We start from the raw sequence: 12,458 nt of genomic DNA, 5'->3' as shown, positions 1-12,458 counted from the left end.
GCCGACGTGTCAGCGGCGATTCGTGCCGGGAACCATAGGCTGGACGACGTGAGCACCCCCGACCGTCCGTTGAAGAAGCTCGGATTCCTGACCATCGGCCTGTTCGACGAGCACGACCCGGGGCCGGGTCACGAGAGCACGCTGCAGGTCATCGAGCTCGGCGAGCGGCTGGGCTTCGACAGCGCCTGGCTGCGGCACCGCCACCTGCAGCACGGCATCTCGTCGCCCGTGGCGGTGCTGGCGGCGGCGTCGCAGCGCACGTCCCGCATCGAGCTCGGCACCGCCGTCACCCCGCTCGGGCTCGAGAACCCCTTCCGTCTGGCCGAGGACCTGTCGACCGTCGACGTCCTGTCGGGCGGCCGGCTCAACCCCGGGGTCAGCGTCGGCCCACCGACGCACTACGACGACATCAAGGCGCACCTGTACCCCGACACCGCCGACGCCGAGGACTTCTCGTACGCCCGGGTCGACCGGCTGCTGCACGCGCTGCGGGGCGAGCGGGTCAGCACGTTCGAGGGGACGCAGGGCATCGAGACGTTCTCGGCGCGCATCCAGCCGCACGCCCGGGGTCTGGCCGACCGGGTCTGGTACGGCGGCGCAGGATTCGCGTCGGTGGAGTGGGCCGCGCGCTCCGGGCTCAACCTGCTGACCAGCAGCGTCGTCCGCGCGGAGGGTGACCTGGTGGGCGACGGCGAGGACTTCGCCCGCATCCAGCGCGCCCAGATCGACCGGTTCCGCGAGCTGCACCCGCTCGGAGGCGCCGCCCGGGTGTCGCAGGGCCTCGTCGTGGTGCCCACCGACTCCGCGACGCCCGAGCAGGCCGCCCGGTACGAGGCGTACGCCGCGTCGCGGCTCGACCGCACCCGTGAGCCGCAGGGGCCCGGTCGCCTGCTGTTCGCTCCCGATCTCGTCGGAACCTCTTCACAGATCGCCGACCGCCTGTGGGAACACGCCGGCTTCCAGGCCGTCGACGAGGTCGCGTTCGCGCTCCCGTTCACGTTCGAGCACGCCGACTACGAGCAGATCCTGACCGACATCGCGACGGTCCTGGCACCTCTCCTGGGGTGGCGATCCGCCGCCTGACCTGCGGAACTACACCCGTGTCATTTTCCACAGGTGTGTACACAGCTGTGCGTAACCCGGGCTGTGGACCGTGCTGAATCACATCGATGGGATTTCATCCACCGGCTGGGGACAATCCTGTGCACAACCGCGACCGTCGCACCGGCCCCGGGAACGACGAATCCCCCGGTCCGAGGGACCGGGGGATGTCGAGGGTGGAGCCACGGGGACTCGAACCCCGAACCCCCTGCTTGCAAAGCAGGTGCGCTACCAATTGCGCCATGGCCCCGTGCTGGTGTGGATCACAGACGATCCGTGGCAGCCGACCAGGTGTCGGGCGGCGCATCTCCGGATCTCCGGCCGAGGGCCCAGACGAGCCCTGCGGCGGCGATGCTGAAGGCGATGACAGTCTTCATCGGACCTCCTTCTACGTGGGCGTACGAGGACTTGAACCTCGGACCTCTTCCTTATCAGGGAAGCGCTCTAACCAAGCTGAGCTATACGCCCGCAACAGCCCTGAACTCTACCGCACCCGTTTCACTTGTCCTCAGCGAGGGTCACTTCGACCCCTCCCATGAGCTGTGCGGCCAGGTTGTACAGGTGTGCGCCGATCGTCGCGAGGGCCGTCATCAGCACGACGTTGACGGCTGACAGCACCAACGTGAGGCCGACGACCCGGCCCACGCCGAAGTAGTCGGTGACGTTGAAGGCCGTCGTGTCGTCGCTCAGCACGGTCGTGAAGCTCTCGTTGATCTGGTCCCAGACCCCGACGAAGTCGAGGACGAACCAGAAGATCGTGACCGCGACGACCGCGACGATCATCATGGCGACCGAGATCGCGAAGGCCAGGCGGGTGACCGACCACGGCTCGACGTGCGTCAGCCGCAGGCTGGCACGGCGACCCGGGCCCGGCTGGACGGTCTCGGCCGGGCGCGACGTGCGCGCGTCGTCGGGACGGTCCTTGACGGCCGGGATGACCGCGGTGGACGCCGGCGACCCCTTCGTCGTGTGCTCGTAGTCGGCCGCCGTGAGCGGACGACCGGTCGGACCGCCGACGGGCTGGATCTGCCGCTTCTGGTCAGGGCGAGCGGACGCGGCCTTCTTCGCCGGAGCCGCGGGCGACGACGCGGACGTGGTCGACGACGACGTGGGAGCCGCGGTCTTGCGCGGACGTCCCTTGTCGGTCTGGGACGCCGCCGGCGTGGCCTTCTTGGCCGGCGTCGCCTTCGACGGCGTTGCCTTCGACGGCGTGCTCTTGGCGGCAGGAGTGCCCTTGGCCGCCGGGGTGCCCTGGGCAGAGGCCGCGGGCTTGGTCATCCGCGGGATCGCCTGCGTCGGGGCGGCGTCACCGGCACCCGATCCGGGCACGGCTTTCGACCCCTTCGATTCTTCGGTCACTGGTCACTGCCCTCGTCGGTCGGGTCGGTCTCGGTCTGGTCGGTGGGAGCCTCGTCGGTCACGGACTCGTCCGTGGGGGCCTGCTCGGTCACGGCCTCGTCCTGCAGGACCTCGGCATTGCGTGCGATCGTCACGACCCGATCGTCCCCCTTGAACTTGACGAAGCTGACTCCCATCGTGCCACGCCCCGTGGGGTTGACGCCGGAGACGAGGCTGCGTGTGACCTGACCACTGGCCGTCACCGAGATGACGTCGTCGGTGTCGACCAGCACGAGACCGCCCACGAGCTCACCACGGTTCTCGGTGATCTGCATGGCCTTGATGCCCAGTCCACCACGACCCTGCAAACGGTACTGGTCGATCGGCGTCTTCTTGGCGTAGCCGCCGTCGGTGACGGTGAAGACGAACAGCTCATCGGCCTCCGGGACCTCGACCTGCTCGAGCGCGTCGGCCGAGCGACGGATGACCGACAGCGACAGCATCGAGTCGTCGTCGCGGAACTTCATGCCCGTGACGCCCGACGTCGCCCGGCCCATGGGCCGCAGCTGCTCGTCGTCGGCCCGGAACCGGATCGCCTGCGCGCGGCGCGAGATCAGCAGCAGGTCGTCGTCGGGGGTGACCAGCTCGGCACCGATCAGCTCGTCGTCGTCGTCGCGGAAGTTGATCGCGATGACACCGGCCTGGCGGGGGCTGTTGTAGTCCTCGAGGCGCGTCTTCTTGACCAGGCCCTTGCGGGTCGCCAGCACCAGGTACGGGGCCTGCTCGTAGTCACGGATCGCCAGCACCTGCGCGATCTCCTCGTCGGGCTGGAACGACAGCAGCCCGGCGACGTGCCCGCCCTTCGCGTCGCGCCCCGCCTCGGGCAGCTGGTACGCCTTGGCGCGGTAGACGCGACCGGCCGTCGTGAAGAACAGGATCCAGTGGTGGCTCGTGGTCGCGAACATGTGGTCGACCATGTCGTCGCCGCGCAGCGAGGCGCCGCGCACGCCCTTGCCGCCGCGGTTCTGCACGCGGTACAGCTCGGTGCGGGTGCGCTTGGCGTACCCGCCCTTGGTGATCGTGACGACGACCTCCTCGTCGGGGATGAGGTCCTCCATCGACAGGTCGCCGTCGGCCGGCACGATCGGGGAGCGGCGGTCGTCGCCGAACTTGTCGACGATCTCGGCGAGCTCGTCCGACACGATCTGACGCTGACGCTCCGGCTTGGCCAGGATGTCGCGGTAGTCGGCGATCTCGAGCTCGATCTCGGCGAGCTGGTCGATGATCTTCTGACGCTCGAGGGCGGCCAGACGACGCAGCTGCATGTCGAGGATCGCGGTGGCCTGGATCTCGTCGATCGTGAGCAGCGCGATCAGGCCCTCGCGGGCCTCGTCGACCGTCGGGCTGCGACGGATCAGGGCGATGACGTCGTCGAGCGCGTCGAGCGCCTTGACGAGTCCGCGCAGGATGTGGGCGCGCTCCTCGGCCTGGTCGAGCAGGTACTGGGTGCGTCGCTGGATGACCTCGATCTGGTGCGTGATCCAGTTGCTGATGAAGCCGTCGAGCGTCAGCGTGCGCGGGACGTCGTCGACGATCGCCAGCATGTTGGCGCTGAAGTTGCTCTGCAGCTCGGTGTGCTTGTAGAGGTTGTTGAGCACGACCCGCGCGACGGCGTCGCGCTTGAGCTTGACCACGAGGCGACGTCCGACGCGCGACGACGACTCGTCGTTGACGTCGGCGATGCCCTGCACACGACCCGAGATGGCCAGGTCGGCGATCTTCTCGGCGAGGTTGTCGGGGTTGACCTGGTAGGGCAGCTCCTTGATGACCAGGCTCAGGCCGCCCTTGGCGTCCTCCTCGATCTCGACGATGCCGCGCATCGTGATCGAGCCGCGGCCCGTGCGGTACATGTTCTCGATGCCCTGGGTGCCGACGATCAGTCCGTTGGTCGGGAAGTCGGGGCCCTTGATGCGCTGCATCAGGGCCTCGAGCATCTCCTCCTGCGACGCCTCGGGGTTGGCCAGCGCCCACTGCGCACCGTCGGCGACCTCGCCCAGGTTGTGCGGCGGGATGTTGGTCGCCATGCCCACCGCGATGCCCGCCGAGCCGTTGACCAGCAGGTTCGGGAAGCGCGCCGGCAGCACGGTCGGCTCGAGCGACCGGCCGTCGTAGTTGGGACGGAAGTCGACGGTGTTCTTCTCGATGTCGCGCACCATCTCCATCGCGATGGGGGCGAGCTTGCACTCGGTGTACCGCATCGCGGCGGCACCGTCGTTGCCCGGCGAGCCGAAGTTGCCCTGCCCCGAGATCATCGGCGCCCGCATGACCCACGGCTGCGCCAGGCGCACGAGGGTGTCGTAGATCGCGGTGTCGCCGTGCGGGTGGTACTGGCCCATGACGTCGCCGACGATGCGCGAGCACTTGGAGAATCCGCGATCGGGTCGGTAACCGCCGTCGTACATCGCGTAGAGCACCCGGCGGTGGACGGGCTTGAGCCCGTCGCGGACGTCGGGCAGCGCGCGCGACACGATGACGCTCATGGCGTAGTCGATGTAGGAGCGCTGCATCTCGACCTGCAGCTCGACGTGCTCGATCCGGTCGTGCTCGGGGGGAGGCGTGGTGTCGGTCATGAGTGGATCCCTGTCAGATCAGATATCGAGGAAGCGGACGTCTTTGGCGTTGCGCTGGATGAACGAGCGCCGCTGCTCGACGTCCTCGCCCATCAGGATCGTGAACATCTCGTCCGCGACCGCTCCGTCCTCGAGCGTCACCTGGCGCAGCACGCGCTGGGCCGGGTCCATCGTGGTGTCCCAGAGCTCGGAGTCGTTCATCTCGCCCAGACCCTTGTAGCGCTGGACCGGTGCCTCCTTGGGCAGGCGGCGTCCGGCCTCCTTGCCGGCCGCCAGCAGGCCGTCGCGCTCGGCGTCGGAGTAGGCGAGCTCGGCCGGCGCGTTGGTCCACTTGATCTTGTAGAGCGGCGGCATCGCGAGGTAGACGTGACCCGCGTCGATCAGCGGCTTCATGAAGCGGAACAGCAGCGTCAGCAGCAGCGTCGAGATGTGCTGGCCGTCGACGTCGGCGTCGGCCATCAGCACGATCTTGTGGTACCGCAGCTTGGCCATGTCGAAGTCCTCGTGCACGCCGGTGCCGAGCGCCGAGATGATGGCCTGCACCTCGGTGTTCTGCAGGATCTTGTCGATGCGCGCCTTCTCGACGTTGAGGATCTTGCCGCGCAGCGGCAGGATCGCCTGCGCGTACGGATCGCGCCCGCCCTTGGCCGAGCCGCCGGCGGAGTTGCCCTCCACGATGAAGATCTCGCACTCCTCGGGATTGCGCGACTGGCAGTCGGCGAGCTTGCCGGGAAGGCCGCCGCCACCCATGAGCCCCTTGCGGTTGCGGGCCAGGTCGCGGGCCTTGCGGGCGGCCATGCGGGCCGTCGCCGCGTCGATCGACTTGCGCACGATCGTCTTGCCCTCGGCGGGGTTCTGCTCGAACCAGGCGCCGAGCTCGTCGTTGAGGACGGACTGCACGTACGAGCGCGCCTCGCTGTTGCCGAGCTTGGTCTTGGTCTGGCCCTCGAACTGCGGCTCCTCGAGCTTGATCGAGATGATCGCGGTGAGGCCCTCGCGGATGTCCTCGCCCGAGAGGTTGTCGCTGGCCTTCTTGATCAGGCCCTGCGCCGTGGCGAACTTGTTGACCGTCGCGGTCAGCGCGCCGCGGAAGCCCTCCTCGTGCGTGCCGCCCTCGTGCGTGTTGATCGTGTTGGCGAACGTGTGCACCGACTCGATGAAGCTGTCGTTCCACTGCATCGCGATCTCGAGCGACAGGCCCTTCGACTCGTCCTCGGACTCGATCGAGATGACGTCGCGGTGGATCGGCGCCTTGCTGCCGACGTTGATGTGCTCGACGTAGTCGACCAGGCCCTTGTCGAAGCGGAAGCGTGCGTCGCGGACGCGGTCGTCGCCCTGGGGGCCGTCGGCGCCCTCGACGTCGGGACGGTCGTCGCGCAGCACGAGCTCGAGGCCCTTGTTCAGGAAGGCCATCTCGCGGAAGCGCTTCTCGAGCGTGTCGTAGCTGTAGTCGACGGTCTCGAAGATGTCGGCGCTGGCGTAGAACGTCGTGGTCGTGCCGGTCTCGCTCGTCTCGGCACCGCGCTCGAGCGGGGCGTCGGGCTCGCCGTACGTGAACGACTGCGTCCAGACGTAGCCGTCGCGCTTGACCTCGACATGGAGCTTTGTCGACAACGCGTTGACCACCGAGACGCCGACTCCGTGCAGACCGCCCGAGACCTTGTAGCCACCGCCGCCGAACTTGCCGCCGGCGTGCAGCGACGTCAGCACCAGCGTGACGGCCGGGATCTTCTCGGTGGGGTGCTCGTCGACGGGGATGCCGCGACCGTCGTCCTCGACGCGGATGCCGCCGTCGGCCTGCATCACGACCTTGATGTGGGAGGCGTACCCCGCGAGGGCCTCGTCGACCGAGTTGTCGACGACCTCGTAGACGAGGTGGTGCAGCCCGCGCTCACCGGTCGAGCCGATGTACATGCCGGGACGCTTGCGCACCGCCTCCAGCCCCTCGAGCACCTGGATGTTGCTGGCGTCGTACGACACAGGATCTGGAGTTTGGGTCACCTCATCAGTATAGGGGGCCATTCTGTGCGTCTGAGGACATACCCACCGATGTGGAGCTGCGTGTCGACGCGCCACGGTGCCCATCAGAGCCACGTAACGGCACCTGTGACGACGTCGTGGACCCGGTGTCAAGTCCCAGTAAGGTCCCCGATGCCCTGATCGGCCCCAGGGGCGAATGCGTTCCACGTGGAACACGCGTTCTGGGGCCTGTGAGGCATCGTGGAGGGATGAGCACCACGATCGTCCGCCGCGACACGACCGCCTCGGCGGTCACCGCTGCGCTCCTCGGGGTCCTGACGCTCGTCGTCCTGGTGCGCGTCGCGCTGCAGTCGCAGCGCGGACAGGACTGGGACGACGCCGCGATGCACACCGTGATGGGGGGTCGCGACACCCGCCTGACGGTGCTGAGCCTGCTCGGCTACGTCGGCATCGGCGCGATCGTGGCGGTCGTCGCGGCGTGCGTCGTCGTCTCGGTGCTGCGCGGTCGCATCGCCCTGGCGGTCGGGGCCGTCGTCGTGATCGCCGGCTCCAACGTCACGACCCAGCTGCTCAAGCACACCGTGCTCGACCGGCCCGACCTGGGCCTGGGCACGCTCAACAGCCTGCCGAGCGGGCACACGACGGTCGTCGCGAGCGCCGTCGGCGCCTCGCTGCTCGTCGCTCCCCGCGCCTGGCGGTCCCTGGTGGCGCTCGGCGGCGGGCTGGCGACGACCCTCACGGGCGCGTCGACGATCGTGGCGGGCTGGCACCGACCGTCCGACGTCGTCGCGGCCCTCGCGGTCGCGCTCGTGTGGACGGCCGGCGCCGCGCTGCTGCTGCGCGGACCGGCGTCGCCGATCGCCGGCACCACGGCAGGCGCCGTGGTGGGATGCGTCGCCGCGATGATGCTGCTGGTCGCGATCGGCGTCCGTCCCGTCGCGGGCTGGGACGGCTTCGTCGAGGCCTCGCTGGTGCTGGGTCTGGTCACCGCCGCCACCGCGACCTTCGTCATCGCCGCCGCCGCCACCGCCCCGAACGACTGAGGTCGGATTCCGCCGCGCCTCGTCGTTCGCCAGGGAGCGGAGGTGGGGGGACCCCAGGCCACAAGCGGCCTCCCTGGCGACCGTTCGCCAGGGAGCGAAGCGACCGTGAGGGCGAAGCCCGAGGCGAACCACAGCCATCAGGCTTGCGTCGGGTCGCCTCGCTCCGCTCACGGTCGGCCGCAAGCGGCCTCCCTGGCGACCGCACACCTCGTTCGCCAGGGAGCGAAGCGACCGTGAGGGCGAAGCCAGAGGCGAATCCCAGCATCACGCTCGCGTACGTCGCCTCGCTTCGCTCACGGTCGGCCGCAGGCGGCCTCCCTGGCGACCGTTCGCCAGGGAGCGGAGCGCGCCGTGACCACTCCTCGTTCGCCAGGGAGCGAAGCGACCGTGAGGGCGAAGCCAGAGGCGGACCCGAGCGTCAGGGCTTGCGTACATCGCCTCGCTTCGCTCACGGTCGGCCGCAGGCGGCCTCCCTGGCGACCGTTCGCCAGCGACCGGTCCTATCCGTAGGTGTCCCGCGGACCCCGGGCGCCGCGGATCGATCGTGGTCCGTTCTTCCACGAGGGCGCCTGCGGACCACGCACGTCGATGCGGGTCACCGTCCCGTCGCCGAGGGCCTCGTTGAGCTTGGCGACGATGCGGGGCGCCAGCAGCTTCAGCTGCGTCGCCCATGCCGTCGACGTCGCACGGACGTGCACCACGGTGTCCTCGAAGCCGTCGATCTGGGCGTGCTGGGCGACCTCCGGACCGACGATCTTCGTCCAGTCCGTGAAGATCCGCTGGTCGTCGAGCTTCTCGGCCCAGCCCTGGTTGCGCACGACCTGGTCGAGCAGGTCGGAGATCGGCGAGGGGTCCTCGTTCTTGGCGCGCGACGGCCTGATCGGGCCGGACCGTCGTCGGGGGCGCTGCCCGCCGCCGGAGCCCGGGGCGCCCGCACCCTTGTACGACTGCGCGATGCGACGCGCGAGCTCGAGGGGGTCGTCGTCAGTCACGCACGACCTCGCCGCCCGCGACCCTGAACCGGTGCCCCTTCAGCGCATCGGGCACGTCGTCGGCGACGGCCGCGGTGACCAGCACCTGCTCGGCGTCGGCCACCAGACCTGCGAGCTGCTCGCGGCGACCCTGGTCGAGCTCGGCGAAGACGTCGTCGAGGATCAGCACGGGGTCGTCGTCGTCGGCCCGGAGCAGCTCGAACGACGCGAGCTTCAGCGCCAGCGCGAACGACCACGACTCGCCGTGGCTCGCGTAGCCCTTGGCGGGCAGGTCGCCGATCGTCAGGACGACGTCGTCGCGGTGTGGGCCGACCAGGCTGATGCCGCGGTCGACCTCGTCGCGGCGGCGGCGCTCGATCTCGTCGAGGATCAGCCGCTCGATCGTGGCCTGGTCGCGCAGCTCGGGGTCGAGCACGACCGACGAGCGGTACGTCGCGAGCACGATCCGGCGGTCCGGGGCGGACGCCGCGGCGACCCGCTCGTACGCGTCGATCAGGTGGGGAGCCAGGGCGTCGAGCAGCGTCAGGCGGGCGGCGACGAGCTCGGCGCCGGTGCGGGCGAGGTTCTCGTCCCAGATGTCGAGCGTCGCGATCTCGACGTTGCGGCGACCGCGCGCCGACTTGAGCAGCGTGTTGCGCTGCTTGAGGACGCGGTCGTAGTCGGCCTTCACCCCCGCGAGCCGCGGCGTGCGCAGCACCAGCAGGGAGTCGAGGAACCTGCGCCGGTCGGACGGGTCGCCCTTGACGAGCGCGAGGTCCTCGGGCGAGAAGATCACGGTGCGCAGGACGCCCACCAGGTCTCGGGTGCGCGGCAGCGCCCCGCGGTTGATCCGGGCACGGTTGGCCCGGCCCGGCGTGATCTCCAGCTCCAGCAGCGCCGTGCGGTCGCCCTTGACGACGTCGGCCCGCACGATCGCCTGGTCGGTGCCGGCCCGCACCAGGGGGGCGTCGTTCGAGACGCGGTGCGAGTCGAGACGCGACAGGTAGTCGATCGCCTCCACCAGGTTGGTCTTGCCCTGGCCGTTGGAGCCGATGAACGCCGTGGCGCCGCGCTCGAGCTCGATCTCGACGTCGGAGTAGGAACGGAAGTCGTGCAGGATCAGCTTGCTGACGTGCATGCGGTGCCCGTCGTCACGGCTCAGGCGTCCTTCGGGTCGTGACCTGCCTCGGCGGCGGCCTGCACGGCGTGGCCGCCGAACTGGTTGCGCATCGCGGCGACGGCCTGCATCGCCGGCGACTCGTCCTGGCGCGACGTGAACCGGGCGAACAGCGAGGCCGCGATGGTGTGCATCGGGACGGCGTTGTCGATGGCCGCCTCGACGGTCCAGCGTCCCTCGCCCGAGTCCTCGGCGTAGCCGCGGATCTTCGACAGGCCCGGGTCCTCCTCGAGCGCCTTGACGAGCAGGTCGAGGAGCCACGAGCGGACGACGGTGCCCTCGCGCCACGAGTCGAAGACCGCCGTGACGTTGTCGACCATGTCGACCTTCTCGAGCAGCTCGTAGCCCTCGGCGTAGGCCTGCATCATGGCGTACTCGATGCCGTTGTGGACCATCTTGGAGAAGTGGCCCGCCCCGACCCGTCCGGCGTGGACGAAGCCCGACTCGCCCTCGGGCTTGAGGGCGTCGAAGGCCGGCTGCACCTTCGCGATGTCGTCGGCCGTGCCGCCCGCCATCAGCGCGTAGCCGTTCTCGAGACCCCACACGCCACCGCTCACGCCGCAGTCGACGTAGCCGATGCCCTTGTCGGCGGCCAGCGCGGCGTGCTTCTCGTCGTCGGTCCAGCGCGAGTTGCCGCCGTCGACGATCACGTCGCCCTCGTCGAGCAGGTCGAGCAGCTCGGTGACGGTCGAGCGGGTGATGTCGCCGGCGGGCACCATGACCCACACGACGCGCGGCGCCGGGAGCTGCTCGACCATCTCGGCCAGCGAGGCGACGTCGGTGACGTCGGGGTTGCGGTCGTAGCCGACGACGGTGAGGCCGCCCTTGCGCAGGCGGGTGCGCATGTTGCCACCCATCTTGCCGAGTCCCACGAGTCCGATGTGCATGTCCGCTCCTGACGGTCGGGTGTGTCCGGTGATCAGCTCTGCAGGCGCACGGGCATGATCAGGTAGCGGAACGCGACATCGGGGTCGGCTCCGATCTCCGGCACTCCCGAGATGGCCGCAGGCTTGGTGTGCTGCGTGAACGACAGGTGCACGACGGGCTCGGACATGACCGCGAGGCCCTCGAGCAGGTACGTCGGGTTGAACCCGATCGAGATGTCGGCACCGTTGATGGTGGCCTCGATGGACTCCGAGGCCTGCGCCTCGTCGCCGCTTCCCGCCTCGAGCAGCAGGACGCCGTCGGAGAAGGTCAGCCGGACGGGGGTGTTGCGCTCGGCCACGAGGGCGACGCGCTTGACCGAGTCGACGAAGGCCTGGGTCTGGACGTAGGCGACGGTCTCGGCCTGGGCCTGGAAGAGCTGACGGACGCGCGGGAAGTCGCCCTCAAGCAGACGGGTCGTCGTGCGGCGCGTGCCGTTGCCGACGACGCCCTCGAAGCCGATCAGGCCGTCGCCGGACTCGCCCGACGACACCGCGATCGTGACGTCGCCGCCACCGGTCAGCGACCGGGCGGTCTCGTTGAGCACGCGGGCCGGCACGAGCGCGTTGCCCGACAGGTCGCTGGCCTCGGGGAACCACTGCAGGTCGCGCAGGCTGGCGCGGAAGCGGTCGGTCGCCATGAGCGAGATCGTCGATCCCTCGAGCTCGAGGCGCACGCCGGTCAGCAGCGGGAGCATCTCGTCGCGGCCGGCGGCCGCGCTGGCCTGGGCGACGGCGGTGGAGAAGTCCTCCGAGCGGACCGTTCCGGTCGCGGTCGGCATGTCGGGCAGCTGCGGGTACTCCTCGACAGGCATGGTCTGCAGGCTGAAGCGGGCGCTGCCGCACACGACCTGCACCTTGGTGCCCTCGAGCGACACGTCGACCGGCTTGGCGGGCAGCGACTTGACGATCTCGGCGAGCAGACGGCCCGAGACGAGGGCCCGGCCGTCCGCGCTGACCTCGGCCGGCAGCGTCGCGCGCGTCGAGGTCTCGTAGTCGAAGCCCGAGAGCGTGAGTCCGTCGGCGGCCGTCTCGACCAGGAGACCGGCCAGGACCGGCACGCTGGGGCGGTTGGGCAGGCTGCGCGCCGTCCACGCGACAGCGTCGGCGAGGGTGTCGCGCTCGATACGGAACTTCACGTGATGGGGCCTTTCCGAGGACGGGATCCGTCGTGGTTGATCCTGCCACGGTGCGCTGTCCACACACACCTCGGGACGTCACTTCGGCGGGAGCTGTCGATGTAGAGAAGAGTAGTAGTCGTAGTAGCGTCTGTGGATTCGGTGGACAACCGCTGT

General features: G+C 69.6%; 9 protein-coding genes and 2 tRNA genes. 2 read left to right on the top strand and 9 right to left on the bottom strand.

Annotated elements, in window-relative coordinates; translation table 11 throughout:
* The first annotated feature begins 48 nt into the window (after nucleotides 1-48).
* Entirely contained in the window at nucleotides 49-1,083 is a 1,035-nt protein-coding gene (locus tag ASD10_RS02570) for an LLM class flavin-dependent oxidoreductase (RefSeq protein ID WP_056604152.1), read from the top strand.
* A 195-nt stretch (nucleotides 1,084-1,278) separates the two neighbouring features.
* Here the strand turns inward: ASD10_RS02570 and ASD10_RS02565 are convergent.
* The 5 genes from ASD10_RS02565 to gyrB form a co-directional block, all read right to left on the bottom strand.
* Nucleotides 1,279-1,351 (bottom strand) — tRNA-Ala (locus ASD10_RS02565).
* 143 nt (nucleotides 1,352-1,494) lie between these two features.
* A tRNA-Ile gene (locus ASD10_RS02560) sits at nucleotides 1,495-1,569 on the bottom strand.
* A gap of 30 nt (nucleotides 1,570-1,599) precedes the next feature.
* Nucleotides 1,600-2,430 (bottom strand): DUF3566 domain-containing protein, encoded by an 831-nt coding sequence (locus ASD10_RS02555; RefSeq protein WP_235501741.1) that lies wholly within the window; start codon nucleotides 2,428-2,430, stop codon nucleotides 1,600-1,602.
* Nucleotides 2,431-2,456: 26 nt separating this feature from the next.
* Complete coding sequence (gene gyrA, locus ASD10_RS02550) at nucleotides 2,457-5,069, bottom strand: DNA gyrase subunit A (protein ID WP_056604149.1); 2,613 nt, start codon at nucleotides 5,067-5,069, stop codon at nucleotides 2,457-2,459.
* 18 nt (nucleotides 5,070-5,087) lie between these two features.
* A complete protein-coding gene (gyrB, locus tag ASD10_RS02545; RefSeq protein WP_056604146.1) occupies nucleotides 5,088-7,091 on the bottom strand; it encodes a DNA topoisomerase (ATP-hydrolyzing) subunit B in 2,004 nt (667 codons plus the stop codon).
* 206 nt (nucleotides 7,092-7,297) lie between these two features.
* Here gyrB and ASD10_RS02540 point away from each other — a divergent pair, with 206 nt between their 5' ends.
* Nucleotides 7,298-8,092: a phosphatase PAP2 family protein gene (locus ASD10_RS02540; RefSeq protein ID WP_056604144.1), complete on the top strand. Its 795-nt coding sequence runs from the start codon at nucleotides 7,298-7,300 to the stop codon at nucleotides 8,090-8,092.
* Between the two features lie 500 nt (nucleotides 8,093-8,592).
* On the opposite strand, the gene ASD10_RS02535 is transcribed toward ASD10_RS02540, so the two are convergent.
* Genes ASD10_RS02535 through dnaN form a run of 4 tightly spaced genes read right to left on the bottom strand, consistent with a single transcriptional unit; the run spans nucleotide 8,593 to nucleotide 12,302 of the window.
* Complete coding sequence (locus tag ASD10_RS02535; protein WP_056604141.1) at nucleotides 8,593-9,084, bottom strand: DUF721 domain-containing protein; 492 nt, start codon at nucleotides 9,082-9,084, stop codon at nucleotides 8,593-8,595.
* Nucleotides 9,077-10,201 (bottom strand): DNA replication/repair protein RecF, encoded by a 1,125-nt coding sequence (recF, locus tag ASD10_RS02530; protein WP_056604138.1) that lies wholly within the window; start codon nucleotides 10,199-10,201, stop codon nucleotides 9,077-9,079. The genes ASD10_RS02535 and recF overlap by 8 nt, the downstream gene beginning before the upstream one ends.
* A gap of 20 nt (nucleotides 10,202-10,221) precedes the next feature.
* The gene (gnd, locus tag ASD10_RS02525; RefSeq protein WP_056604135.1) at nucleotides 10,222-11,127 is read right to left on the bottom strand and encodes a phosphogluconate dehydrogenase (NAD(+)-dependent, decarboxylating); all 906 of its coding nucleotides are present in this window, start codon (nucleotides 11,125-11,127) and stop codon (nucleotides 10,222-10,224) included.
* A 32-nt stretch (nucleotides 11,128-11,159) separates the two neighbouring features.
* Nucleotides 11,160-12,302, bottom strand: coding sequence for a DNA polymerase III subunit beta (gene dnaN / locus ASD10_RS02520; RefSeq protein ID WP_056604132.1), 1,143 nt, complete (start codon nucleotides 12,300-12,302; stop codon nucleotides 11,160-11,162).
* Nucleotides 12,303-12,458 lie beyond the last annotated feature (156 nt).

The sequence above is a fragment of the Aeromicrobium sp. Root472D3 genome, from assembly GCF_001426485.1.
Lineage (GTDB): Bacteria > Actinomycetota > Actinomycetes > Propionibacteriales > Nocardioidaceae > Aeromicrobium.
Note: the sequence above shows the minus strand (reverse complement) of the source record. Positions and strands in the feature narration are given on the sequence as shown.

What these genes read in the sequence shown, in the direction of transcription:
- gyrA (WP_056604149.1), bottom strand. Translation starts at nt 5,069, where the DNA reads ATGACCGACACCACGCCTCCCCCCGAGCACGACCGGATCGAGCACGTC.
- recF (WP_056604138.1), bottom strand. Translation starts at nt 10,201, where the DNA reads ATGCACGTCAGCAAGCTGATCCTGCACGACTTCCGTTCCTACTCCGAC.
- gnd (WP_056604135.1), bottom strand. Translation starts at nt 11,127, where the DNA reads ATGCACATCGGACTCGTGGGACTCGGCAAGATGGGTGGCAACATGCGC.
- ASD10_RS02540 (WP_056604144.1), top strand. Translation starts at nt 7,298, where the DNA reads ATGAGCACCACGATCGTCCGCCGCGACACGACCGCCTCGGCGGTCACC.
- gyrB (WP_056604146.1), bottom strand. Translation starts at nt 7,091, where the DNA reads ATGGCCCCCTATACTGATGAGGTGACCCAAACTCCAGATCCTGTGTCG.